We start from the raw sequence: 22,866 nt of genomic DNA, 5'->3' as shown, positions 1-22,866 counted from the left end.
GAGCGCCCGATGCTAGGCATTACAGACTTCCCGCTGTTCGTCGGCGCGGTATTCCTGCTCAATGTGACGCCCGGCCCGGATACCGCCTACATCGTCGGGCGCAGCGTGGCGCAGGGCAGGGCGGCGGGCGTGGTGTCGGCGCTGGGCGTGAGCGCCGGCTGCTGCGTGCATTCGGTGGCCATCGCCTTCGGCCTGACCGCCTTGCTGGCCGCCTCGGCCACGGCCTTCACCGTGATCAAGTTCGCCGGCGCGGCCTACCTGGCGTGGCTGGGCCTGCGCCTGATCCTGCAGCGGCGCACGCCCGCCGGCACGCAGGCGGCCGCGCCGGCACGGCCGGCCGCGCGCGGACTGCGGGCGCTGTTCATGCAGGGCTTCCTCACCAATGTGCTGAACCCGAAGGTGATCCTGTTCTTCGTCTCCTTCTTCCCGCAGTTCGTCGATCCGCATGCGGGGCACCAGGCTGCCGCCTTCCTGGTGCTGGGCGGGGTAATGGTGCTGATGTCCACGCTGTGGAACGGGCTGGTGGCCTGGATGGCCGGCACGCTGACGCGCAAGGTCGGGCAGGCGCCGCGCCTGAAGTGCTGGCTGGACCGCTTCGTCGGCATCGCCTTCATCGGGCTGGGCGCCCGGCTGGCGCTGGTCCAGCGCTAGCCTTGCTGCCTGATTTTCAGGCAGCGGGACGTTGAATTCCGGCCAGCGGATACTATCTAAAGGTCACCATGCCGGGTTTGCCGGGCATGGCCGGCCCGGCCCTCCGCACCGTGCCGCGGCATCGATGGCGGAACTGACTTCTTCGGAGCTCAAGGCAATGTTCAACTGGGTCAAGACCTTCATGCTGATGGCCGCCATCACGGCGCTGTTCATCGTCATCGGCGGCATGATCGGGGGCCGCAGCGGCATGATGTTCGCGCTGATCATGGCGCTGGGCATGAATTTCTTCTCGTACTGGTTCTCGGACAAGATGGTCCTGCGCATGTACAACGCGCAGGAGGTCGACGCCAGCACGGCGCCGCAGTTCTATCGCATGGTGCAGGAGCTGGCGCAGCGCGCCCAGCTGCCGATGCCGCGCGTGTACCTGATCAACGAGGACGCGCCCAATGCCTTCGCCACCGGCCGCAACCCCGAGAACGCCGCGGTGGCGGCGACCACCGGCATCCTGCGCGTGCTGTCCGAGCGCGAGCTGCGCGGTGTGATGGCGCATGAACTGGCCCACGTGCAGCACCGCGACATCCTGATCTCGACCATCGCCGCCACCATGGCCGGCGCCATCGCCGCGCTGGCCAACTTCGCCATGTTCTTCGGCGGGCGCGACGAGAACGGCAACCGCGCCAACCCGATCGCCAGCATCGCCGTGGCGATCCTGGCGCCGCTGGCGGCTTCGCTGATCCAGATGGCCATCTCGCGCGCGCGCGAGTTCGAGGCGGACCGGGGCGGCGCCACCATCAGCGGCGACCCGCAGGCGCTGGCGATGGCGCTCGACAAGATCCACCGCTATGCCCAGGGCATCCCGTTCCAGACCGCGGAACAGCATCCCGCCACCGCGCAGATGATGATCATGAACCCGCTCGCGGGGGGCGGCATCGCCAACCTGTTCTCGACCCATCCGGCCACCGAGGAGCGCATCGCACGGCTGATGCAGATGGCGCAGACCGGCGTCTATCCCGCCTGACGGCGGCCCGGCCCCGCCGGCGGCAAAAAAGCCGGCCGCGGGCATACAGGGTAAACTGCCCGCCGTGCTTCCCCTGGAAACGGCGGGCAGTTCGTTTCCGGCCCCGCGCGGCCCCGCTGGCCGCGCCGCCGGCGCCCGCGGCGCGGCTCCTTGCCCTTTTTCCGCCTCACCGCGCCACCGCCTTACCGCTTCACTGCCCACTGTCATGCGCCTGCCACACGAATCCCTCGCCTTCCAGATGCTCGCCGCCGCGACTGCCGTACGCGGCGTCAACGAAGGCAGCGCGCTGCCGCTGGCCATCGACAACGCCGCCGCGCAGTTTCGCCTGGACCGCGTGCGCGACGCCGCCACGCGCGGCGCGCTGCAGGACCTGGCCTACCGCACCATGCGCCAGTTCGGCACCGCGCGCGCGCTGGTCACCCGGCTCGTGACGCGCCCGCCCGGCGCGCAGGTGGATTCGCTGCTGGCCGTGGCGCTGGCGCTGCTGGTCGAGGACGAGCAGGGCGAGGGCGGCTATACCGAATTCACCGTGGTGGACCAGGCCGTCAGCGCCGCGGCCTCCGAGCCGAAGACCGCGCACGCGCGCGGGCTGGTCAACGCGGTGCTGCGCCGTTTCCTGCGCGAGCGCCGCGCGCTGCTCGAAGACGTGCGCCGCGACGACGAGGCGCGCTGGAACCTGCCCGCGTGGTGGCTGAAGATGCTGCGCGACGCCTATCCCGGCCAGTGGGCAGCGCTGGCCGAAAGCGCCAATGTGCGCCCGCCGATGACCCTGCGCGTCAACACCGCGCGCGTGCCGGTGCCCGACTATCTCACGCGCGTGGCCAATGCCGGCATGGCGGGCACGGCCATCGGCACGCAGGCGGTGCGGCTGGTGCGCGCGTTCCCGGTGTCGCAGATTCCCGGGTTTGTCCAGGGCGACGTCTCGGTGCAGGACGCCGGCGCGCAACTGGCCGCGCCGCTGCTCGAGCTGGCCGACGGCCAGCGCGTGCTCGACGCCTGCGCCGCGCCCGGCGGCAAGACCGGGCACATCCTGGAGCTGGCCCGCGTCGACGTGACCGCGCTCGAGAGCGATGCGCAGCGCGCCGCGCGCATCGACGAGAACCTCGCCCGCCTGGGCCAGCAGGCCAGGGTGGTGGTGGGCGACGCGAGCCGTCCGCAGGACTGGTGGGACGGCCAGCCGTTCGACCGCATCCTGGCCGACGTGCCATGCTCGGCCTCGGGCATCGTGCGCCGCCACCCGGACATCCGCTGGCTGCGCCGCGAGGTGGACATCGCGCGCCTGGTGACCGAGCAGCGGCGCATCGTCTCGCAGTTGTGGAACCTGCTCAAGCCGGGCGGCATCCTGGTCTACGTCACCTGTTCTATTTTCCCAACGGAGGGCGAGGAGCAGGCGCGCTGGTTTGGTGCACAGCTACCAGATGCGATACGATTGCAGGCGCCCGGCCAGATGCTGCCCGGCAGTAGAGACCATGGAGGCCAGGCGGCCGGCGGCGGGAGTGCCAGCCAGGAAGGCCTGCCCTCCGATCACGATGGCTTCTTCTACGCGCGCTTCCAGAAACGACCCTGACCGCTCCCGACCGCTGCCAATGCCGAATCCGCTTCGCTTGTCCGTCCTTCGCGTCCCTGACGACAATGCGTGCGTATGCCTGGCGGCAAGCGGTCCCCGGCATGGTGCACGCGCGGGACGGAGCGCGCGCGCGCGGCTCGCGTCGTGGTGGCTCGCCGCGGCAATCGCGCTCGCCGCACTGCTGGCGCTGACGGTGCTGCCGGGCACGGCACGCGCCGATGTCATCGAGGTGACAGAAGCGCGCATCGAATACCAGGATGGCGGCTTCGACCTCGCCGCCAGTTTCGATTTCGACCTGCCGCCGCCGCTCGAGGATGCGCTCAACAAAGGCATCTCGCTCTATTTCGTGGTCGATTTCCAGCTCACGCGCCCGCGCTGGTACTGGTTCGACGAAAAGCCCGTCAACGCCAGCCGCAGCGTGCGGCTGTCCTACCATCCGCTCACGCGCCAGTACCGCGTCTCCACCGGCGGGCTGCAACTGCCGTTCACGCGCCTGAAGGGCGCGCTGCAGTTCATCCAGCGCGTGCGCGGCTGGCGCGTATTCGACCGCAGCATGGTCAAGGCGGGCGAGACCTACCAGGCCGAGGCGCGCATGCGCCTGGACCTGACGCAGCTGCCCAAGCCGTTCCAGATCAACGCGGTCAACACGCGCGAGTGGAATCTCGCCTCCGAGTGGCGCCACTTCAGTTTCACGGTGCCGACCGAGTACCCGCCACCGGCGCCGCCCGCGCCGCCGGTCGCTCCGGTGGTGCCGGCGGTGCCGGTACCCGTGCCGCCGCCCGCGCCGGCGCCCGCATCGGCCGCCTCCGCGCCGGTGGCCGGCGAGACGCGCGCGGTGCCGTTCGCGCAGACCGTGTCCACCGTGCTCTCGCCCACCACCCTGGTGCAGCCGGCCGCGAGCCAGCCATGATCGCCAGCAACAGCCTGTGGGACAGCCGTTTCCGGCGCGTGCTCTACCGCGTGGTGGCGGGCATCATCGTGTTCCTGGCGCTGGTGCTGGTGGCGCTGCTGGCCGGCGCCTCGGCCAACACGGAATTCTTCGACCGCTACTTCACGCTGCTGTTCAAGATCAACCTGGTGATCGGCGTGCTGCTGGTGCTGATCATCGGGGCGCTGGCGCTGACCTTGTGGCTGCGCTACCGGCGCGGCAAGTTCGGCACGCGCCTGATGACCAAGCTCGCCGTGTTCTTCGGCGTGGTGGGCGTGCTGCCCGGCGTGCTGATCTACCTGGTGTCGCTGCAGTTCGTCTCGCGCAGCATCGAGTCGTGGTTCGACGTGCGCGTAGAAACCGCGCTCGAAGCCGGCCTCAACCTGGGCCGCTCCACCATCGACAGCGCGCTGTCCGACCTGCAGGGCAAGGCGCGCCTGATGGCCGACCAGCTCACCAGTTCCTCGAGCGTGGCCACTTCGCTGCAGCTCAACCGGCTGCGCGAGCAATACGGCGTGCAGGAAGCGGCCATCTTCACCGGCAGCGGGCGCGTGATCGCCACCGCCTCGAGCAACTACGCGTCGCTGGTGCCGGACCTGCCCTCGGGCGTGCTGGCCGAGCAGGCGCGCCTGGCCGGCGGCTACGCCGCGGTGGAAGGCGGCACCGATCCGGCCGTCGACGGCCGCCAGCCCCAGCGCACCGATGTCAGCCACCTGTACCGCCTGCGCGTGATCGTGCCGCTCGGCCCCGCGCCCGCCGCGCAGGCCAGCGCGCAGAATCCTCCCGAGGCCGCCAGCGGCCCCGCGGTGAAGGCGCCGCTCAATGCCGCCAGCCGCTGGGCGGGCTCGGGCCTGTCCATCGAGCGCCGCCCCGAGGACGCCGCCTCGTCCGGCTTCGGCCTGGTGGGAGAGAGCGTGCGCGAGGAGCGCTACCTGCAGGTCGTGCATCCGGTGCCGGCGGCGCTGGCGCGCAATGCCGACGAGGTCCAGCGCGCGTACCAGGAGTACCAGGAAAAGGCGCTCGGGCGCACCGGCCTGCGCAAGATGTATATCGGCACGCTCACGCTCACGCTGTTCCTCGCCGTGTTCATCGCCGTGATGCTGGCGCTGCTGCTCGGCGGCCAGCTCGCGCGGCCGCTGCTGATGCTGCTGCAGGGGACCAAGGAAGTCGCCGAGGGCGACCTCTCGCCCAAGCGCGAGCTCAAGAGCCGCGACGAGCTCGGCATGCTCACTCAGCAGTTCAACATGATGACGCGCCAGTTGTCGGAGGCGCGCATCGCGGTGGAACAGAACCGCAGCGCGCTGGAGAAATCCACCGCCTACCTGGAGAGCGTGCTGCAGAACCTCACCGCCGGCGTGCTGGTGTTCGACCGCCGCTTCGTGCTGATCACCGCCAACCCCGGGGCCGAGCGCATCTTCCGCCAGCCCTTCGGCGGCGCGCTCGGCCAGCCGATCGACGGCATCCCGGTGCTGGGCGCGTTCGGCGACATCGTGCGGCAGGCCTTCTCCGAGCAGAGCACCAGCGAGATGCTGGGCGGCTCGCAGCACTGGCAAAAGCAGATCGAGCTGCCGCAGAGCGACGAGGAACAGGCCCTCACGCTGCTGGTGCGTGGCGCGCGCCTGCCCGGCGGCAGCCGCGGCGAACGCGACGAGCCGGGCTACGTGGTGGTGTTCGACGATATTTCCGATGTGATTTCGGCTCAACGCTCGGTGGCGTGGGGCGAAGTGGCGCGGCGCCTCGCGCACGAAATCAAGAACCCGCTCACGCCGATCCAGCTCTCGGCCGAGCGCCTGCAGATGAAGCTCTCGCCCAAGCTCGACGGACCCGACGCCGACGTGCTAAAGCGCGGGGCCACAACGATCGTTAACCAGGTGGCGGCGATGAAGCGCATGGTCGACGACTTCCGCGACTATGCGCGCACGCCGCCGGCGATGTTGCAGTCACTGCAGCTCAACGCCCTGGTGGCCGAAGTGCTGCACCTGTACGGCATCGACGACGCCGGCGTGCACGAGCATGCCGTGATTCATCCGTCGCTGGCGGCCGGCCTGCCCGAGATCAAGGGCGACCCGACCCAGCTGCGGCAGGTGATCCACAACCTGCTGCAGAATGCGCAGGATGCGGTGGCGGACAACGTCGCGGCGGCCCGTCCGGCGCCCCGTATCGCTCTGCACACCGAGACTGTAGAATACAAAGATTCTGCCGGCGAAGACCGGCAGGCCGTCAAGCTCACCATTGCGGATAACGGTCCCGGTTTCGCCCCGCGCATCCTCAGCCGCGCGTTCGAACCCTACGTGACCACCAAGGCCAAGGGTACCGGCCTGGGGCTCGCGATGGTGAAGAAGATCATTGACGAACACGGCGCCCGCATCGAACTGCGCAATCGCATGGAGGGCACCGAGCTCATCGGGGCGCAGATCTCCATCCTGTTCGTTAAACTGGCATAGTCACAATGTAGCGGCCCCGAACCCGGTGAGCCGCGGTGGGGTCAAGAGGGGAAGTATGGCAACCATCCTCGTAGTCGACGACGAAATGGGTATCCGGGAGTTGCTCTCGGAGATCCTCAGCGACGAAGGCCATGTGGTCGAAGTGGCAGAAAACGCGCAGAAGGCGCGCGAGTACCGTGCCGGCAATACGCCCGACTTGGTGCTGCTTGACATCTGGATGCCCGATACCGACGGCGTCACGCTGCTCAAGGAGTGGTCGGCGCAGGGCCTGCTTTCCATGCCCGTCATCATGATGTCGGGCCACGCCACCATCGATACCGCGGTGGAGGCAACCAAGATCGGCGCGCTCAACTTCCTCGAGAAGCCGATCGCCCTGCAGAAGCTGCTGTCGGCCGTCGAGCAGGGCCTGGCCCGCGGCATCGAGCGGCCGCGCGCGGGCGCCGCCGCGGCGGGCGCCGCGCAACCGGCAGCCGGCAACGGCGAGGCCGCAGCGCCGGCAACGGCCGAAGCCGCCGCCGAGACCGCCAACGGCAACCCGCAGCGCCTGCCCGAAGCCGAGATGCATTTCTCGTTCGACATGCCGCTGCGCGAGGCACGCGACCTGTTCGAGCGCGCCTACTTCGAATACCACCTGGTGCGCGAACACGGCAGCATGACGCGCGTGGCCGAGAAAACCGGCCTCGAGCGTACCCATCTCTACCGCAAGCTCAAGCAGCTCGGCGTGGAGCTGGGCCGCAACAAGCCGGAGCCGGCGGAGCAGTAAGGATTTTTCCTGGCGGTGCTTGACCGGGTCAAAAAGCACTGCTATTATTTCGCTTCTTTGGCCCGGTAGCTCAGTCGGTAGAGCAGAGGATTGAAAATCCTTGTGTCGGCGGTTCGATTCCGTCCCAGGCCACCAGGTTTGAAAAGAAAACGGAGACTTCGGTCTCCGTTTTCTTTTTGGCTGCCCATTTCGACGACCGTCGCCATGACGCCGGCTTCCGCCCGACCTGGTCCGCGTGAATACGCAATGACCCGCGTGCCCCAGCTAGACCCGACAGGTCGAGCGCATCAGATCCCTTCGACTTTTTGTGGGTTGCCGCACGTTGCGGCGCGCGCCCTGCGGCTAAGCTGAGCCGCAGGGACAGCCATCGAAGAAACTTGGCGCTGCAAGCCCTTGATTTGCATGGGCCTGATCGCGAATTACATCTTCCTTCACTCGCGCGTCTTCCGCTCGCCTTTTCGCGCTGCCACCGGACCCACTCACCCGAATCTGAACAGACTGAAAAGGCGAACCATGTCGAAGTCTATCTCGGTGTGCATTCCGACCTACCGCCGTCCCGACCTGCTCAGGCATGCGGTTGGCTCGTGCCTCAAGCAGACTATGTTGCCGGCGGAGATTCTAATTGGAGATGATTCGCCCGATGACGAGACTCGCCTCGTCGTTGAAGAACTCGCGACTTGCAGCACCGTTCCTCTGCGCTACTTCCACAACAAGCCGGGGTATGGACAGGCCCGGAACGTCGATCGGCTGATCCACGAGGCCAGCGGCGAATTGATATCGGTCTTGCACGACGATGACGAATTTGAGCCGACCGCGTTCCGGCTTCTGGCTGCCCCGTTCGACGATCCGGAGGTCGTCGCATCATATGGAAAGCAGTTCCTCATGTCCGAGGACGGCGTTCGCGACATAGCCGGTTCCGAGGAACTGAACCGGGTGTACTCGCGCACTGATCCATACGCGGGCGCACAGCGCGACACCATGGAAGCGGCGATTGTTCAGCAGTTTCCGAACGATTGCTATCTGGTATCGTCGCATGCGGCAAAGCACGTGGGCTACGCGCGCGCGGGCGAACTGGGCGGCGACGCTTGCGACTACATGTTCGGGCTTCTTCTTGCACAATCGGTGCGTGGCAAGAAATTCTATTTCGTCAACCGCTATACATCGGCATACCGCACGACATTCCGTTCGGTGACCAACCGCGGCACGCTCAGCGACATGTCGTATTACTCGTTCAAGCGCACGATCGAGCTTGAGGATTCCGTCCTGGCGATCGCCAGCGTAGTCGATCATCTGAGCAAAAAATCGAGCGGGGCGATATCGCAGGCGCTGAATCTTGGCCATCGTGGAGAAGCCGTACGCTGGTTCTTCTCGAAGTGGCATCGGCGCAGAATCGCGACCATATCGGGACTGAAGCTTGTCGCCAAGTTTGTCATCGTGGTCATGCTGCCGGACAGGCGCGCCGGGCGTGCGGGCTGACTGCCGGGCGTGCTTCGTCGATCGGCGAGCGATTGCGAAAAGGACTCGCTAAGACGAAGCGTATCCGAGCGTATCCGCCACTCGCCTTGCCGTGGCCTTCCCGGGTTTCCCCCGGATACGAGGCCACCCGGCCGCGTCACCTTGCATTCCCGCCCTCCACCGCCTAATGTTTAGGCACGCCTCCCGCCTCGAATGCCATCGCGCCTGCGATTATCGGCATTGCATCAAATACCCCCAGAATCCGCGTTCTGAATTTGGTCCTGAGCGGCAAATCTCATCGCCGCCAGCCATATTCCACATGTGTTGCATGGCTATCGAGCATAGCGGCAGCAAGGGATGGGGGGGACACAGCGCACCGTGGCGCCGCGCCGCCGCCCCTACCAGCGCCGATTGAGCTGCACGCCGAAGATCGAGCCGGAGTTCTGCGAGGCCCAGGTATCGGCCGGCGCGGTGAAGGCGATGCCGTCCACGTCGCTGGCGCGGCTGTAGGTGTAGAAGGCGCGCAGGTTGGCGTTGCCGGCCGCCTTGCCGAGCGTGAAGGTGGGCGCCACCGTCACCGCCGTGCGCTGGCCGCTGGTGCCGAAGCCGGAGGTGATCTGGTCGCGCGCGACTTCGAAGGTGAGCCTGAACTGGTCGCTGGCGATGTAGGCCGGGCGCACGCGCGTGGTCGTCCATTGCAGCGTGCCGACCGGCGAGCGGTCGAACTGCACGCTGGATTCGACCGAACCGGCCAGGCCCAGGCCGGAGGCCTGCTTCCATTCCATCGACTCGGCCACGCGCACGCGCGACAGCGACGGGCCCATGCCGGTGTAGCCGGTCAGGGCATTGCGGCTGCCTTCGCCGAACTGCATGCCCAGGCGGTTGGTGCCGGCCAGCACGCCTTTCTGCTCATGCATCGCGGAGACCCACCACGCGCTGCCGGTCTGCTGGATCAGCGGTTCGGCTTCCACGCGCGTGTAGCCCAGCTGCACCGAGCCCTTGTCGTTGGTCTGGATGGGCGCCGTGCGCAGCGAGTGATAACTCGGCAAGTTGGTGCCGTTGAGGTCGTTGCGCGCGGTGTACTGGTAGTTGAGCGCGATGTCGCCGAAGCGCGCATTGTCCACGCCGACGCGCATGGCGGGTGAATTCGGCGGCAGCAGGCCGGACGACATCAGGAAGGACGAGTCCTCGCGCCGGCCGGCCCACATGGTGGCGCCGTCGAGCACCGACAGGCCGGTGACGGCGGTGTAGAACTGCGGCAGCAGGGCGTACTGATCGACCGCCACGGGACGGCCGTTGACCGAGGTGGCGTCGGTGCCCTTGGCCTGCGCCACCAGCTGCACCTGGGCGCCGCCGTCGAGCGAGAACAGCGATTCCTTGACCTTGACCTCGCCGGTGCTGCGGCAGGCTACGCCGCTGATGCCGGCCGACAAGGTGCCGCCGCCGGCGCAGGCATGCGCGGTGATGGTGCGGTCGTCATAGGCGGCGCGCCCGCTGTAGCCGAGCCGCAGGATCTGGTCGCCGGCGGGATCGTCGGGCGGCAGCTGCGAGGTCAGCGCAAAGCCCTCGGCGGCAGGCGCCTCCGGAGCGTCGCTGGTGGGCAGCGAGGGGGGCGCCTCCGCCACGAACTGGCCCAGCCGCGCGGGGAACAGCACGACCGGCGGCGGCGGGGCGACATAGGGCTCGAGCGGGTATTCGGGGTCCGGCGGGCCGGCCAGCTCGGTGCCGTCGTCGGACAGCCCGGCATTGACCCAGGTCGCGGGCGCGGGCGGCGCCGGCATGGCCGCGGCTTCGCCGGCGGGCGCGTCCGGTGTTGCCGCGAGCTGCGCCGCACCGGCTGCCGTGGGCGGCGTGGGCGGCGTGGAGATCGCAGGCGCGGCGTCGGGAGCATTGTCCTGCGTGGCCGAGATCAATGCGGCCAGCGGATCGTCCGTGGCCTGCGCGGATGCCGGCGCGGGCGCAGCGACAGCCGGGGATTGCGGCGCCGCCCGCACCACGGGCGGCACCGGGTCCGGGCCGGCGGGCGCCTGCGCGCATGCGTCGAGACCCCAGGCAGCCAGGATGGCCAGTGCGAGGCAACGCGTGCGGCGGGCCGGCGGATGGCCGGGAACGATCGGAACAGCGGACAACATAGGCTAAGCAGGCAAGGCGTGTTTTTTTAACAGTCGAGCGATTGGACAGCAAGCAGGGTTACAAAATCCGCGGCAAAGCGGCCTTCTCACCATACGGTAAAACGCGTGCGCGGCACCCTGGAAAGCGCCGCATGCGCCGCATGCGGCAGCCTTCGCCACTCCCGATGACCGGGTCGCAATCTCTTGCCCCGGGCCGGCCTCTCCTAGCGAAAACCCGGACCCCGCCGGACCCCCGTGGCGAAAGGGCCACCGCTATAATCATCTGGCCGTCCCGACGGGTACGGGCCGGCCTCCGGAGCCTGTTACGAGGGCATGCCAGCATACGTCATCGCGGTGGCATGTCTCCGTAACAGGCTCATTGCTGCGCCACGGCCGTATCCCGGCTCCACGCGCGTCCCGGCTCAGGAACGGCGCTGCGCGCAAGACGCGGGCCCGTTCCTGCGGCCGCATTACAAGATCGATAAAAGAGGAGAAGAAGTCATGGAACGTCGTTCCTTTCTGTTGAAGGCATCGGCCGTGGCGGCCACCGGCGCGCTGGCCGCTTGCGGCAAGGAAGAGAAACCCGCGGCGCCAGCCGCCGCCCCTGCCGCCGCCAGCGCGCCTGCGGTGGTGGGCAGCAACCCGGCCGTGGAATGGCGCCTGGCTTCCAGCTTCCCGAAATCGCTCGACACCATCTACGGTGGCGGCGAGATGCTCGCTGCGCGGGTCAGGGAACTGACCGACGGCAAGTTCAACATCAAGGTCTTCGCCGCCGGCGAAATCGTGCCGGGCCTGCAGGTGCTGGACGCGGTGCAGAACAACACCGTGCAGATCGGCCACACGGCAGGCTACTACTACTTCGGCAAGAACCCGACGCTGTGCTTCGACACCACCGTGCCGTTCGGCCTGACCTCGCGCCAGCAGAATGCCTGGATGCTGCAGGGCAACGGCATGAAGCTGATGCGCGAATTCTTCAAGGAATACAACGTCGTCAACTTCCTCGGCGGCAACACCAACGCCCAGATGGGCGGCTGGTTCCGCAGGGAAATCAAGACCGTGGCGGACCTGCAGGGCCTGAAGTACCGTATCGCCGGTTTTGCCGGCGTGGTGCTGTCGCGCCTGGGCGTGGTGCCCCAGCAGATCGCCGGCGGCGATATCTACCCGGCGCTGGAAAAGGGCACCATCGACGCGGCGGAATGGGTCGGCCCCTACGACGACGAGAAGCTCGGCTTCTACAAGGTGGCGCCGTATTACTACTACCCGGGCTGGTGGGAAGGCAGCGCGCAGCTGTCGTTCTACGCTTCGGCCACCGAATACGAGAAGCTGCCGCCGCTGTACAAGCGCGTGCTGGAAACGGCCACCATCGAGGCCCACACCAACATGATGGCCAAGTACGACGCGCTCAACCCGCAGGCGCTGGCCCGCCTGCTGGAAAACGGCGTCAAGCTGCGTCCGTTCTCCAAGGAGATCATGGAGGCCTGCTTCAAGGCCACCCAGGAAGCCTACGCCGACGAAACCGCCAAGAACCCGTCGTTCAAGAAGATCTACGACGACTGGCGCGTGTTCCGCAACAACGAGGCCGCGTGGTTCAACGTGGCCGAACAGGCGTTCTCGCAATTCAGCTTCGCGCGCAAGCTGTAAAGCGCGGCCGCGGAACCGGCGCCCCCAGGCCCGTGCCCTGCACGGGCTTTTTTACGCCGGTAGAATGCCCGATTCTCCGGGACTTCTCATGCAAATCGGCATTCTCTACGCGCTGCTGGCCTACATCATCTGGGGCCTGCTGCCGCTCTATATCAAATCCCTGCACGGCATCGCGCCGACCGAAATCCTGCTGCACCGGATGGTGTGGTCGCTGGTGTTCCTCGGCCTGGTGCTGGCCTGGCGCCGCCACTGGGGCTGGCTGCGCGCGGTGTGGTCGAATCCGCGCCTGCTGGCCGGCTTCGTGGCCAGCGCGCTGCTGCTGTGCGGCAACTGGTTCCTGTACATCTGGTCGGTTTCCAACGGGCGGGTGGTGGATGCCAGCCTGGGCTACTTCATCAACCCGCTGTTCAGCGTGCTGCTGGGCGTGGTGTTCCTGCACGAGCGGCTGCGGCCCGGCCAGTGGCTCTCGATCGCCATCGCGGCGGCCGGCGTGGCATGGCTGACGGTGGCCGCGGGCCAGTTGCCGTGGATCGCGCTGGCGCTGGCCGGCACCTTCGGCGGCTACGGCCTGCTGCGCAAGACCGCCACGCTGGGCGCGCTGGAGGGCCTGTCGCTCGAGACGCTGCTGTTGTTCCCGCTGGCGGCGGCCTCGCTGGCCTATCTGTTCGCCAGCGGGCAGGCCGGCTTCAGCCAGGCCGACAGCGGCGTGCAGTTGCTGGCGCTGCTGGCCGGGCCGGTCACGGCGGTGCCGCTGCTGCTGTTCGCCGCCGGCGCCCGGCGCATCCCGCTGTCGCTGCTCGGGCTGCTGCAATACACCGGGCCCACGCTGCAGCTGCTGCTGGGCGTGTGGCTGTGGCACGAGCCGTTCCCGGCCAGCAAGCAGGCCGGCTATGCGCTGATCTGGATCTCGCTGGCCATCTACGCGGTGGAAGGGCTGCTGGCCGGGCGGCGGCGGATCGCCGCAGCGGCCCGGGGGTGACAGGACGAGGCACGAAACGTGCCCCTCTTGATTCGCACCATTGATGAATTCATCGATGACAGGATCGATTTCATCCGTCCGGAAAATACTGCTTCCCCCTTCCCCAGCAATATGGCCGGCGATGAAATCGCTGGCGCCGCCTTTCCCCGCCGATTCGATTCGCGCGATCTATCCGATCACGGCAATTCGACCGACATGCCATTCGTGGCCGGAATAAATCCGAGCCTTCATCCGGCCGGGTACAGTCCCTGAACCTGCGCCCGCAGCCGCACCAGGCCAAGCAGCGCATCGATGTTCGGCGTGGCGATGCCGACATGGCCGGCAATCTCCCGCACGGAGGCCACCAGCGCGTCGATCTCCAGCGCACGGCCGGCCTCCGCATCCTGCAGCATCGAGGTCTTGAAGACACCCAGCTTGCGCGTGAGCTGGCAGCGCTCCTCGCCGCTCTGCGCGATCGGGCAGCCGATGGCGGCGCCGATGCGGCCGGCTTCCTCCATCACGGCCAGGCAGAAGCGGCTGACCAGCGGATCGTCGAGGATGCGGTCACAGGTGGCGCCGGTCAGCACCGAGACCGGGTTCATCGTCATATTGCCCCACAGCTTGAACCAGACGTCCTGCTGGATGGCGGCACTGCGTTCGACGTCCAGGCCGCCGCGCGCCAGCAGGTCCGCGAGCATGCCCAGCCCGGCGGCGGCCTGGCTGGCTTCCCCGCCCGCCGCCCCCAGGATCAGCCGCGCGCCGAAGCCGTGGCGCACCACCGCCGGGGCCGCCGTGGAGGCGGTCAGATGGACCACGCAGCCGATCACCTGTGCCGCCGGGATGGCGCGCGCGATGGCGCCGTCCGGATCCACCGAGCGCAGGGACAGGCCCGCGTGCGGTCCCGGCCTGTCGAAAAACCACCACGGCACACCGTTCATTGCCGTCACCACCAGCGTGCCGGAACCGACCAGCGGCCCGATGGCCTGCGCCAGCGCCGGCAGCGCGGGCGCCTTGACCGCCAGGATCACCACGTCCTGCGTACCCAGTGCTGCGGGATCGCCCTCGGCGCGCACGCGGAAGGTTTCCGGGTGCCCGCCTTCGATCAGGGTCAGGCCCTGTTCGCGCAGCGTGGCCAGCGTCTGGCCGCGCGCCAGCACATTGAGCGCCTGGCCGGAACGCGCCAGGCGCGCGCCGATGAAGCCGCCCACGGCGCCGGCGCCGACGATGCAGATGGAAGTCATGACTGCCGTTTCCCTCGGTTTCGCCCCAGGGGCATTCCCGGGACAAATGATTGATGGCCCGGATGGACGCATGGCATCGATCCGGTCGATTCTCCGTGACAGTGCTCGCCGGCGGGGCTCAGGGCAGCGTATTGCGCATGATGAGCAGCCAGGGCATGTGCGAGTTGGTCACGCCATCGATCATGCCCGAATCGCCCAGCTCGATCAGTTCCATCGAGACCGACTGCTGCACGTTGCCGCCGATGGCCTTGACCAGGCGCGCCGCCGGATCCACCTCGACCACGATGTCGCAGTGCATGGGCGTGGTGCCGAAGCCGATCTCCGCGGCGCTGGCCAGGTATTTGTCGCGCCCGCGGCCGGCGCAGATCATGTCGCCCGGGCGCGGCATGGCGGGCAGCGGCTCGACGCGGAAGGCGGGCGCCGGCAGGATGCCGTCGCGGGCGTCCACCACGTACATCGAATGCGAGTCGCCGGTGAGGAACTGCCGCTCGTCCAGGCCAGCCTTGCGCATCACCCAGGAAATGAAGACCGCCGACCAGGCCCAGTTGCCCTGCGTGATCTGGCGGCAGGTGACGGCCTTGCCGACGATGGCCCAGTAGCGCTGGGCCAGCTGGCAGCCCTGCGGCGTGGCCTCCATGCCGGTGCCGTCGGGAAAGCGCAGGCAATCCGCCGCGCTGCTGTCGTCGTCCTCGCGGTCGGCGCTGCGGCCCGTGGCGTCGGCAGCGTCGGCGGCGCTATCGGGCGCCGCCGGCGGCATGCCCGGCAGCACCGGCGCCGGCAGCGGGCTGTCCACCACGCAGGCGCTGTCGTCGCGGCCCAGGCGCACGGTCTGGCCGCCCCAGCGCTGCCATTCCTGCCAGGCGATCTCGACGATGCGCTGGCGCGGGGTGGCGCCGGGCGTCGTCGCCGGCCGTTCGGCATCGGGCAGCGGCACCGCCTGCGGGCGCGCCGGCTGCGAGGGCGTGGTGCAACCGGACAGCAGCGCGAGCGCCGTCAGCAGGCCCAGCCCGAGCAGGCGCGCCTGTGGAAAATTTTGTGGGAAACGCTGTGAATAAAATTGTGGAAATCTGCGGCGCGGCGATCTGAGGTCCATGCTGGTCCTACTCGGCAGGACGCCCTAGACCCTTGTATTTATTGAGGTAAGGCGCCGACGGGGCACGATCTTGGCGGGCTGGCGGAGGGTGCGGCGTATACCGCGCGGCGTCAGGATAACCAGGGTGCCGATATTGTGGATAACGCCCCCCGCCTGGCGCTCGCCCGCGCCAGGCGGCAGCTGGCGGCGACACGGCGGGGTTGTTCCTGCAAGGCCGGCGCGAAGGCCGCCTGCGGGACGTTGCTGCTTACTGGTTCACTGCGTCCTTGAACTTCTGGCCGGCCTTGAACTTGACGGTCTTGGCCGCTTCGACCTTGATTTCCTCGCCGGTGCGCGGGTTGCGAGCCATGCGTTCGCCGCGTTCGCCCTGGCTGAACGTGCCAAAGCCGATCAGGCTCAGGGTATCGCCCTTGGCGACGGCGTCCATGATGGCGCCCAGCGTCACGTTCAACGCTTGTTCAGCCTTGGCCTTGGTCAGGCCGTCCACGCCGGCCGCGATGGCGTCGATCAGTTCGGTTTTCGTCATGCTTCACTCCGTCTCGAGTTGATAAAAACAGGGACGCCCGCCCTGGCCGGCGCGCTGGGCACCGGCCTCGGCAAAGGCGCCGCGGGCCACATCATACCGTGTCGGGCAAGCCGGACCGGGAACAGATTGTTACAGCGCATGGCGCGCCAGGCCGCGCCGGCTGTGGCTTTGAGGGAGGGCAGGGGGACCGGCGAGGGGTCGACGAGGGCGCCCGGAGGGATCCGCCGCGGGGCGTGCGGTCCAGGAGAAGGCCCCTGACGATGCGCGGGGCCGAGGTGTCCCGCAGGACACGGAAAGGCAGAAAACGGCGCCACGGCCCTTCTGAGCGCTCCCAGACGGCTTGCGGGCCGCCTGGGAGGCTCGCGAGCCGCGTATACGACACGAAGCACCAGAAAGGCCTCTTTCCGCCCTCTGAACAGGTCGGGCTGCAATATCGTGCATACGCCATGCGGCCGATATTCGCGCGGCGAATGCCCCCTTGCGGCGGAGGCCTTTGGTGCGTATACGCCATTTCTGCAATTGCCGCCGTGCCCGGTTTACATCGCCGCGGCAACGTAAACGCGGGCCGAGGTATACGCGCCGGCGGCGGCGCCCTGCGTAAAGGTAAACGCCCGAACTTCCCTGCTCAAAAAAGAGGCCCTGCCAAAAACACGCTTCCGGTTCTCTGGTTTTCCGGCCTGCCGTGCTTTTCGACCGATGCCCGGGCGTAGTCCTTTCGGTTTACATCTTTCTTTCATGTATACAGATAGTAGTAGTAGGTAAACGCCGCCCTTTTCTGTGGATAACCCGGTTAACTCCATTTCAATCAATGGTTTACGGCGCATGGAAATGCCGGGATGCGGTGTTGGCCGGCGTGGATGACTCAGCCGTTTGGCCGAGGCAGGTAATCCGGGGCCTCCGACTTATGCCTGAGCCGTCCCCATGCCAACCCCAGGCAGCCCACATGATTCGCGCGTTCTTATCCACAGATTTTTGCGGGTTTATCCACATGCGCTCATGGGCGCGTATGTGCATACGTGCCGTGCGCGCCGGCCTTGTGGCTGGCCGGTTGCGCGTATACCGCGGCAGGGCGGCGGCGATCCGGCGGGAAGCTGCGCGGCGTATACCTCGAATACCTCGAATGTGCCGCCAAATGCCGGCCAGGGGATGCCGCCGTGTTGGGGCGCAGGTATCATCGCCAGCGCGCGGCCACACCGGGTGGCAGGCCGGCGGATCACGACGGGATGGCAAATGGCGGAACAGGACACCAGCGACATGAAGAACGGCACGGGTGCCACGGCTGACGCCGCGGTAAACGACAAGGAAGGCAAGAAGAAGGGCAAGGGCGGCAAGCGCAAGACCGCCTCCGACCGCATCGAGGTGCGCCGCTCGGGCGTGCACGGCAAGGGGGTCTACGCGATCGCGCCGATCGCCGAGGGCGAGCGCATCATCGAGTACAAGGGCGAGCATATTTCGTGGAAGGAAGCGCTCAAGCGCCATCCGCACGATCCCGCCGACCCCAATCACACCTTCTATTTCAGCCTGGAAGACGGCGACGTCATCGACGCCAAGTTCGGCGGCAACCGCGCGCGCTGGATCAACCATGCCTGCGCGCCCAATTGCGAGGCGCGCGAGAAGAAGGGCCGGGTGTTCATCCACGCGCTGCGCGACATCGCCGGCGGCGAGGAACTGTTCTACGACTACGGCCTCGTGATCGACGCGCGCTACACCAAGAAGCTCAAGAAGGAATTCGAGTGCCGCTGCGGCAGCCCGCAGTGCCGCGGCACCATGCTGGCGCCGAAGGAAAAGAAGTCGCGCTAGATCCGCGGTGCCCGGCTCAGGCGGTGCCGGGCGCCTCGCACGGGATGCGGATCACGAAGCGCATGCCGCGCGCCTCGGCGCCGGGCGCGGGCGGCGGCACGTCCTCGATGCGGATGGAGCCCTGGTGCAGGCCGATGATCTCGTGCACGATGGCCAGCCCCAGGCCGGCGCCGCCGGGCGGCTGGGCCGGCGCGCCGCCGCCGGGGCCGCCCGGCGTGTGGTCGCCGCGGAAGAAGCGCTTGAAGACTTCCTCGCGGCGCGCCGGCGCGATGCCGGGGCCGTTGTCTTCCACCATCACGACAGCCATGCCGCGGTGGCCGAGCGTCTCGCCGCCGGCGCGCACGGTGATGCGCCCGCCCGACGGCACATACTTCACCGCGTTGTCGATCAGGTTGCTGAGCGCTTCGCGCATCAGCAGCCGGTTGCCGCGCACCGTGGACGGCGCCGCGCCGGTGAAGGTGGGGCCGGGCAGGGTCTCGAAGCCCAGGTCGATCTGGCGCGCCAGCGCCTGCGGCACCCACTCGGCGCCGGTCTCGAAGGCCAGCGTGGCCAGGTCGAAATGCTCGATCGGCCCGAGCCGCTCCAGCGACAGCCCGGGTTCCGCGCGCGCCAGCGACAGCAACTGGTTGGACAGCCGCACCGCGCGGTCGGCCGCCGACTGCAGCTCGCGCAGCGCGTGTCCGGTCACCTGCGGATCGTCCGACTGCACCGCGCGGTCGGCGTGCAGCTTGACCGCCGTCAGCGGCGTGCGCAACTGGTGCGCGGCGTCGGCGATGAACTTGCGCTGCGCGTCGAGCGCATCGCGCAGCCTGGCCAGCAGCGCATTGAGCGCGCGGATCAGCGGCTCCACCTCGGCCGGCACCTGGGTCTCGTCCAGCGGCGCCAGCGAGCGCGCGGTCTGGCGGTTGAGCTTGTCGGTCAGGATCTGCAGCGGCACCAGCTCTTCCTTGAGCACATGCGACAGGATCAGGCTACCCACCACCAGCAGCAGGATCAGCGGCACCGACACCGACAGCAGGATCTCGTTGGCGGCGGTCTCGCGCCGGTCCAGCAGCTCGGCCACTTCCACCACCACCGGCCCGCGCGGCGCGCGCCCGGCCTCGCTGGTGGCCAGCTCGTCGGAGGCCGGGCTGGGCAGATTCACGGGCAGGCGCACGGCGCGCACCTGGCGCCCGCTGAACCACGCATAGAACAGCCGCGCATCGTGCAGCGAGGTCTGGCCGGTGCCGTAGCCCAGCCAGGTGTCCATGCCGCCGATCAGGCCGTCGGGGCCGTGGATGCGCCAGTAGATGCGGTCGGTGCCCTCGGCCTCGACCAGCGTCTGCGCGATCATCGGGATGTCCTGCTCGAGCCGCGGCCCCGCAATGCGGATCTGCTGGGCGATATTGTTGGCCACGCCGTACAGCGCGCGGTCGAATACCTGGGTGGTGTAGTGGGCCGCCAGCCAGTAGGACAGCGAGCCGCTGGTCAGCACCAGCGCGAACAGCGGCGTGGCGAGCGCGCGCAGCAGGTGCACGCGCAGGCTCTGCGTGGAAGCGGGGCGGGCCGGCTGCGCGGCCGGGCGCTCGCCGGCGGCCGCCGGCTTTACCGCGACGGCCTGGCCGGCCTTGGGGGAACGGGGACGCGGCCACATGGCGGACTGGCCCGGCGCGCGGCGTCAGGCGCCGGCGCGGATCTGCAGCAGGTAGCCGAAGCCGCGCACGGTGACGATCTCGACGTCGCTTTCCTCGAGCTTCTTGCGCACGCGGTGCACGTAGACTTCGATGGCGGTGTCGCCCACGGTGTCGCCGCCTTCGCCGGCCGGATGCGCGAAGGTGGCGAGATGGTCCTGCAGCTGCGCCTTGCTGACCACGCGGCCCTGGCGCTGCAGCAGCAGCTCCAGCACGGCGAACTCGCGCGGCGACAGCTCCAGCGGCTTGCCGTCGATGAACATGCGGCGGTCGTTGCCCGACAGGCGCAGCCGGCCCAGGCGCACGTCGCGCTCGGGCGCGGCCTCGCCGTGCTGGCTGCGGCGCAGCAGCACGCGCACGCGCGCCTCCAGCTCGGGCAGGGCGAAAGGCTTGACCAGGTAGTCGTCGGCGCCGGCGTTCAGCCCGGAGAGCTTGTCTTCGAGCTCGTCGCGCGCGGTGAGGATGATGACGGGGGTGGTGCGGTTGCGGGCGCGGTAGCGCGCCAGCAGCGTCATGCCGTCGATGCCGGGCAGGCCCAGGTCGAGTATCACCAGGTCGTGCTGCTCGCGCAGCAGGTGCTCGGTGGCGTAGACGCCATCGTGCACCACGCGCACCTGGTGGCCGGCCTGCGACAGGCCGGCTTCGACGCCACTGGCGATCTGGCGATCGTCCTCGATCAGAAGGATACGCATGGCAGCAGGGGAAATCCGGGAAAGAAGCGGGTCAGGGACGGGAACGCAGCCGGCGCGGTCACCACAACCGCCGCGGCCGGCGCTCAGGCGCCAATTGTACAGGCCACGGCCTTTCCGGACCTTTCGGTTTCCCTACAGCGCCGCAGCGTGCCGGCGGCCCGCGCCTACGCCTTGGCCAGCGATGCCGCGGCGCGCTCGATGAACCCGGCCAGGTCGGTGTCGCGCCGGGTCAGGCCGTTGGCGTCATGGGTGGACAGGGTGATGTCGACGCGGTTGTAGACGTTGAACCACTCGGGATGGTGGTCGGCCTTTTCCGCGGCCAGCGCCACGCGCGTCATGAAGGCGAAGGCGGCGTTGAAGTCGGCGAAGGTGAAGCGCTTGCGGATCGCGTCGCGGTCCTCGACGGTCTGCCAGCCGGGCAGGCCGGCCAGCAGCGGCGCGCGTTCTTCCGGCGAAAGGGGCACGAGGGGCGCAGGAGACATGATGGGCTCGATGGTGTGGATGGAAACCGGCTAGAAACAGGCCGGCAACGGGGCATGCCGGCATTGTTTCACAAAGCGCCCCGGGGCCGGCGCGGCAGATGGCGGCGGCGCGGAGGCGCCGCGGCGTGCTCAGATGTCGTCGCTGTCGGCCCAGCCTTCGCGGCTGCCGCGGTCGAGCACCAGGTCGCCGGGCGCCACGTCGCCGGCGCCGAGCGTGGGCTGCCCGCGCAGCGCCGTGTAGAGCGGCGCGAAATCCGGGCGCGTGGCATCGAACAGCTGTTCGAAGCTGTCGATCACGAAGTAGGTCTTCTGGAAGGTGTCGATGCGGTAGCGCGTGCGCATGATGCGGCGCACATCGAAGCCGATGCGGTTGGGGCTGGCCGAGTCCAGGCTGTAGATCGATTCGCCCTGGCTCGACAGGATGCCCGCGCCGTAGATGCGCAGCCCGGCCGGCGTGCGGATCAGGCCGAACTCCACCGTGTACCAGTACAGCCGCGCCAGCATGTCCAGCGCGCCCAGCGAGGCGGCCTTGAGCCCGCCCTTGCCGTAGGCCTCCATGTAGCTGGCGAAGACCGGGTTGATCAGCAGCGGCACGTGGCCGAACACGTCGTGGAAGCAGTCGGGCTCCTGCAGGTAGTCGAGCTGCTCGGGCTTGCGCATCCACCAGCTGGCCGGAAAGCGCCGGTTGGCCAGGTGCTCGAAGAAGACTTCGTCGGGCACCAGCCCGGGCACGGCCACCACCTGCCAGCCGGTGGCGCGCATCAGCGTCTCGTTGAGCCGGGCGAAGCTGGGCACGCGGTCGCGCTCCATGCCGAGCGCGGACAGGCCGGCGAGGAACTCGTCGCAGACGCGCCCGCGCAGCATCGAGGACTGGCGCTCGTAGAGCTGGCGCCACACCGCGTGGTCGGTCTCGGTATAGCGCTCCAGCGGCTGCTCGATGGTGAAGTCGTCGCGCAGCGCCTGGCCCGACAGCAGGCCGGCGTCGAACTGTTCCCTGAGCTTGTCGGTCAGCGTGCCGGCAAAGGCGGGCTGCGATGCCGGCGCGGCATCGGCGGGCTGGCGGACTGCGGTAGCCGTGGCTTCCATGTGCTTATCTCCTGCAGATTTACCGCACAGTTTAGCGAGGAGACGCTGCAAGCGGCCCGCGAAAACGGCCTGTTTTGGTTCCGCAATGCGCATAACCCGCAGGAATTTGATATTGTTTGCGGAAAACGCGCGCACATGACTTGCCCGCCCCGGCCCGCCGGCGGCGCCCGCGACGAGAATCACAAGAACCGCAACCAGCACGAGAACCGGGAAGCGATTCCCGAAGGCGAACCCACATGCTCAATCTCGATCCATTCGATCTCGCGCTGCTGGCGGCGCTGCAGACCGACGGCCGCTCCACCCACCAGCAGCTGGCCGAGCGCATCCACCTGTCGCCCAGCCAGATCGGCCGGCGGCTCGCGCGGCTCGAAGCCGACGGCGTCATCACCGGCTACCGCGTGGTGCTGTCGCCGCCGCTGCTCGGGCTCGGCGTGCTGGTCTTCACCAGCGTCAAGCTGGCCCACCACGGCGACACCATCGTCGAGCGCTTCCGCGAGGACATCCTGCTGCTCGAGGAAGTGCAGGAGTGCTACTCGGTGGCGGGCGAGGCCGACTACCTGCTGCGCATCGTGGTGCCCGACCTGCCCACGCTGGCCGAGTTCACCATGAAGAAGCTGATGCGCGTGCCCGGCGTGGAAAGCGTGCGCTCCAACATCGTGCTGACCGCGCTCAAGCGCGACGGGCCGCTGCCGCTGTCGCACCTGCGCTAGCGCGCGGATGCGGCGCGGCGTGTCGCGCCG

20 protein-coding genes and 1 tRNA gene are annotated in these 22,866 nt (G+C 68.4%); 13 read left to right on the top strand and 8 right to left on the bottom strand.

Features of this window, described 5'->3' with window-relative positions:
• Window positions 1-9 precede the first annotated feature (9 nt).
• The 8 genes from ACKI2N_RS19305 (at window position 10) to ACKI2N_RS19270 (ending at window position 8,847) form a co-directional block, all read left to right on the top strand.
• Window positions 10-651, top strand: a complete 642-nt coding sequence (locus ACKI2N_RS19305; protein WP_420996981.1) for a LysE family translocator — start codon at window positions 10-12, stop codon at window positions 649-651.
• A gap of 157 nt (window positions 652-808) precedes the next feature.
• Window positions 809-1,669 carry a zinc metalloprotease HtpX gene (htpX, locus tag ACKI2N_RS19300; protein WP_420996980.1) on the top strand — a complete coding sequence of 287 codons (861 nt, stop codon included), beginning with the start codon at window positions 809-811 and terminating at the stop codon, window positions 1,667-1,669.
• A 205-nt stretch (window positions 1,670-1,874) separates the two neighbouring features.
• Window positions 1,875-3,236: a 16S rRNA (cytosine(967)-C(5))-methyltransferase RsmB gene (gene rsmB, locus ACKI2N_RS19295; RefSeq protein WP_420996979.1), complete on the top strand. Its 1,362-nt coding sequence runs from the start codon at window positions 1,875-1,877 to the stop codon at window positions 3,234-3,236.
• 19 nt (window positions 3,237-3,255) lie between these two features.
• Window positions 3,256-4,146 carry a DUF4390 domain-containing protein gene (locus ACKI2N_RS19290; protein WP_420996978.1) on the top strand — a complete coding sequence of 297 codons (891 nt, stop codon included), beginning with the start codon at window positions 3,256-3,258 and terminating at the stop codon, window positions 4,144-4,146.
• Window positions 4,143-6,608, top strand: coding sequence for a sensor histidine kinase (locus ACKI2N_RS19285; protein WP_420996977.1), 2,466 nt, complete (start codon window positions 4,143-4,145; stop codon window positions 6,606-6,608). Before ACKI2N_RS19290 ends, ACKI2N_RS19285 begins: the two co-directional genes overlap by 4 nt.
• Window positions 6,609-6,663: 55 nt before the next feature.
• The gene (locus tag ACKI2N_RS19280; RefSeq protein ID WP_420996976.1) at window positions 6,664-7,371 is read left to right on the top strand and encodes a response regulator; all 708 of its coding nucleotides are present in this window, start codon (window positions 6,664-6,666) and stop codon (window positions 7,369-7,371) included.
• A gap of 59 nt (window positions 7,372-7,430) precedes the next feature.
• A tRNA-Phe gene (locus ACKI2N_RS19275) sits at window positions 7,431-7,506 on the top strand.
• A gap of 378 nt (window positions 7,507-7,884) precedes the next feature.
• Window positions 7,885-8,847, top strand: coding sequence for a glycosyltransferase family 2 protein (locus ACKI2N_RS19270; protein ID WP_420996975.1), 963 nt, complete (start codon window positions 7,885-7,887; stop codon window positions 8,845-8,847).
• A 377-nt stretch (window positions 8,848-9,224) separates the two neighbouring features.
• On the opposite strand, the gene ACKI2N_RS19265 is transcribed toward ACKI2N_RS19270, so the two are convergent.
• Entirely contained in the window at window positions 9,225-10,958 is a 1,734-nt protein-coding gene (locus ACKI2N_RS19265; protein ID WP_420996974.1) for a carbohydrate porin, read from the bottom strand.
• A gap of 480 nt (window positions 10,959-11,438) precedes the next feature.
• On the opposite strand from ACKI2N_RS19265, the gene ACKI2N_RS19260 reads away from it, so the two are divergent.
• From ACKI2N_RS19260 to ACKI2N_RS19250, 3 genes are all read left to right on the top strand, one after another.
• Complete coding sequence (locus tag ACKI2N_RS19260) at window positions 11,439-12,578, top strand: TRAP transporter substrate-binding protein (protein ID WP_420996973.1); 1,140 nt, start codon at window positions 11,439-11,441, stop codon at window positions 12,576-12,578.
• A gap of 88 nt (window positions 12,579-12,666) precedes the next feature.
• Complete coding sequence (gene rarD, locus ACKI2N_RS19255; RefSeq protein WP_420996972.1) at window positions 12,667-13,557, top strand: EamA family transporter RarD; 891 nt, start codon at window positions 12,667-12,669, stop codon at window positions 13,555-13,557.
• 27 nt (window positions 13,558-13,584) lie between these two features.
• On the top strand, window positions 13,585-13,809 hold the full coding sequence (locus ACKI2N_RS19250; RefSeq protein ID WP_420996971.1) for a hypothetical protein: 225 nt from the start codon (window positions 13,585-13,587) through the stop codon (window positions 13,807-13,809).
• Here the strand turns inward: ACKI2N_RS19250 and ACKI2N_RS19245 are convergent.
• The 3 genes from ACKI2N_RS19245 to ACKI2N_RS19235 all read right to left on the bottom strand — a co-directional run bounded on the left by ACKI2N_RS19245 (window position 13,785) and on the right by ACKI2N_RS19235 (window position 16,396).
• Complete coding sequence (locus tag ACKI2N_RS19245) at window positions 13,785-14,777, bottom strand: 2-dehydropantoate 2-reductase (protein ID WP_420996970.1); 993 nt, start codon at window positions 14,775-14,777, stop codon at window positions 13,785-13,787. The two genes, ACKI2N_RS19250 and ACKI2N_RS19245, sit on opposite strands and share 25 nt — an antisense overlap.
• A 118-nt stretch (window positions 14,778-14,895) precedes the next feature.
• Complete coding sequence (locus ACKI2N_RS19240; RefSeq protein ID WP_420996969.1) at window positions 14,896-15,870, bottom strand: DUF2272 domain-containing protein; 975 nt, start codon at window positions 15,868-15,870, stop codon at window positions 14,896-14,898.
• A 247-nt stretch (window positions 15,871-16,117) separates the two neighbouring features.
• Window positions 16,118-16,396 carry an HU family DNA-binding protein gene (locus tag ACKI2N_RS19235; protein ID WP_017227089.1) on the bottom strand — a complete coding sequence of 93 codons (279 nt, stop codon included), beginning with the start codon at window positions 16,394-16,396 and terminating at the stop codon, window positions 16,118-16,120.
• Window positions 16,397-17,650: 1,254 nt separating this feature from the next.
• Here ACKI2N_RS19235 and ACKI2N_RS19230 point away from each other — a divergent pair.
• Window positions 17,651-18,196 carry an SET domain-containing protein gene (locus ACKI2N_RS19230; RefSeq protein WP_420997006.1) on the top strand — a complete coding sequence of 182 codons (546 nt, stop codon included), beginning with the start codon at window positions 17,651-17,653 and terminating at the stop codon, window positions 18,194-18,196.
• A 16-nt stretch (window positions 18,197-18,212) separates the two neighbouring features.
• On the opposite strand, the gene ACKI2N_RS19225 is transcribed toward ACKI2N_RS19230, so the two are convergent.
• From ACKI2N_RS19225 to phhA, 4 genes are all read right to left on the bottom strand, one after another.
• Window positions 18,213-19,829 (bottom strand): sensor histidine kinase, encoded by a 1,617-nt coding sequence (locus ACKI2N_RS19225; protein ID WP_420996968.1) that lies wholly within the window; start codon window positions 19,827-19,829, stop codon window positions 18,213-18,215.
• A 24-nt stretch (window positions 19,830-19,853) separates the two neighbouring features.
• Window positions 19,854-20,558 carry a response regulator transcription factor gene (locus ACKI2N_RS19220; protein ID WP_020200491.1) on the bottom strand — a complete coding sequence of 235 codons (705 nt, stop codon included), beginning with the start codon at window positions 20,556-20,558 and terminating at the stop codon, window positions 19,854-19,856.
• Between the two features lie 164 nt (window positions 20,559-20,722).
• Entirely contained in the window at window positions 20,723-21,040 is a 318-nt protein-coding gene (locus tag ACKI2N_RS19215) for a 4a-hydroxytetrahydrobiopterin dehydratase (RefSeq protein WP_420996967.1), read from the bottom strand.
• 129 nt (window positions 21,041-21,169) lie between these two features.
• Entirely contained in the window at window positions 21,170-22,126 is a 957-nt protein-coding gene (gene phhA, locus ACKI2N_RS19210; protein ID WP_420996966.1) for a phenylalanine 4-monooxygenase, read from the bottom strand.
• A gap of 236 nt (window positions 22,127-22,362) precedes the next feature.
• Between phhA and ACKI2N_RS19205 the strand changes: the two genes are divergently transcribed.
• A complete protein-coding gene (locus tag ACKI2N_RS19205; RefSeq protein WP_420996965.1) occupies window positions 22,363-22,836 on the top strand; it encodes an Lrp/AsnC family transcriptional regulator in 474 nt (157 codons plus the stop codon).
• Window positions 22,837-22,866 lie beyond the last annotated feature (30 nt).

It is taken from the genome of Cupriavidus sp. 30B13 (assembly GCF_049059565.2).
Classification (GTDB): Bacteria; Pseudomonadota; Gammaproteobacteria; order Burkholderiales; family Burkholderiaceae; genus Cupriavidus.
Note: the sequence above shows the minus strand (reverse complement) of the source record. Positions and strands in the feature narration are given on the sequence as shown.

What these genes read in the sequence shown, in the direction of transcription:
- ACKI2N_RS19305 (WP_420996981.1), top strand. Translation starts at nt 10, where the DNA reads ATGCTAGGCATTACAGACTTCCCGCTGTTCGTCGGCGCGGTATTCCTG.
- htpX (WP_420996980.1), top strand. Translation starts at nt 809, where the DNA reads ATGTTCAACTGGGTCAAGACCTTCATGCTGATGGCCGCCATCACGGCG.
- rsmB (WP_420996979.1), top strand. Translation starts at nt 1,875, where the DNA reads ATGCGCCTGCCACACGAATCCCTCGCCTTCCAGATGCTCGCCGCCGCG.
- ACKI2N_RS19290 (WP_420996978.1), top strand. Translation starts at nt 3,256, where the DNA reads ATGCCGAATCCGCTTCGCTTGTCCGTCCTTCGCGTCCCTGACGACAAT.
- ACKI2N_RS19285 (WP_420996977.1), top strand. Translation starts at nt 4,143, where the DNA reads ATGATCGCCAGCAACAGCCTGTGGGACAGCCGTTTCCGGCGCGTGCTC.
- ACKI2N_RS19280 (WP_420996976.1), top strand. Translation starts at nt 6,664, where the DNA reads ATGGCAACCATCCTCGTAGTCGACGACGAAATGGGTATCCGGGAGTTG.
- ACKI2N_RS19270 (WP_420996975.1), top strand. Translation starts at nt 7,885, where the DNA reads ATGTCGAAGTCTATCTCGGTGTGCATTCCGACCTACCGCCGTCCCGAC.
- ACKI2N_RS19265 (WP_420996974.1), bottom strand. Translation starts at nt 10,958, where the DNA reads ATGTTGTCCGCTGTTCCGATCGTTCCCGGCCATCCGCCGGCCCGCCGC.
- ACKI2N_RS19260 (WP_420996973.1), top strand. Translation starts at nt 11,439, where the DNA reads ATGGAACGTCGTTCCTTTCTGTTGAAGGCATCGGCCGTGGCGGCCACC.
- rarD (WP_420996972.1), top strand. Translation starts at nt 12,667, where the DNA reads ATGCAAATCGGCATTCTCTACGCGCTGCTGGCCTACATCATCTGGGGC.
- ACKI2N_RS19245 (WP_420996970.1), bottom strand. Translation starts at nt 14,777, where the DNA reads ATGACTTCCATCTGCATCGTCGGCGCCGGCGCCGTGGGCGGCTTCATC.
- ACKI2N_RS19240 (WP_420996969.1), bottom strand. Translation starts at nt 15,870, where the DNA reads ATGGACCTCAGATCGCCGCGCCGCAGATTTCCACAATTTTATTCACAG.
- ACKI2N_RS19235 (WP_017227089.1), bottom strand. Translation starts at nt 16,396, where the DNA reads ATGACGAAAACCGAACTGATCGACGCCATCGCGGCCGGCGTGGACGGC.
- ACKI2N_RS19230 (WP_420997006.1), top strand. Translation starts at nt 17,651, where the DNA reads ATGAAGAACGGCACGGGTGCCACGGCTGACGCCGCGGTAAACGACAAG.
- ACKI2N_RS19225 (WP_420996968.1), bottom strand. Translation starts at nt 19,829, where the DNA reads ATGTGGCCGCGTCCCCGTTCCCCCAAGGCCGGCCAGGCCGTCGCGGTA.
- ACKI2N_RS19220 (WP_020200491.1), bottom strand. Translation starts at nt 20,558, where the DNA reads ATGCGTATCCTTCTGATCGAGGACGATCGCCAGATCGCCAGTGGCGTC.
- ACKI2N_RS19215 (WP_420996967.1), bottom strand. Translation starts at nt 21,040, where the DNA reads ATGTCTCCTGCGCCCCTCGTGCCCCTTTCGCCGGAAGAACGCGCGCCG.
- phhA (WP_420996966.1), bottom strand. Translation starts at nt 22,126, where the DNA reads ATGGAAGCCACGGCTACCGCAGTCCGCCAGCCCGCCGATGCCGCGCCG.
- ACKI2N_RS19205 (WP_420996965.1), top strand. Translation starts at nt 22,363, where the DNA reads ATGCTCAATCTCGATCCATTCGATCTCGCGCTGCTGGCGGCGCTGCAG.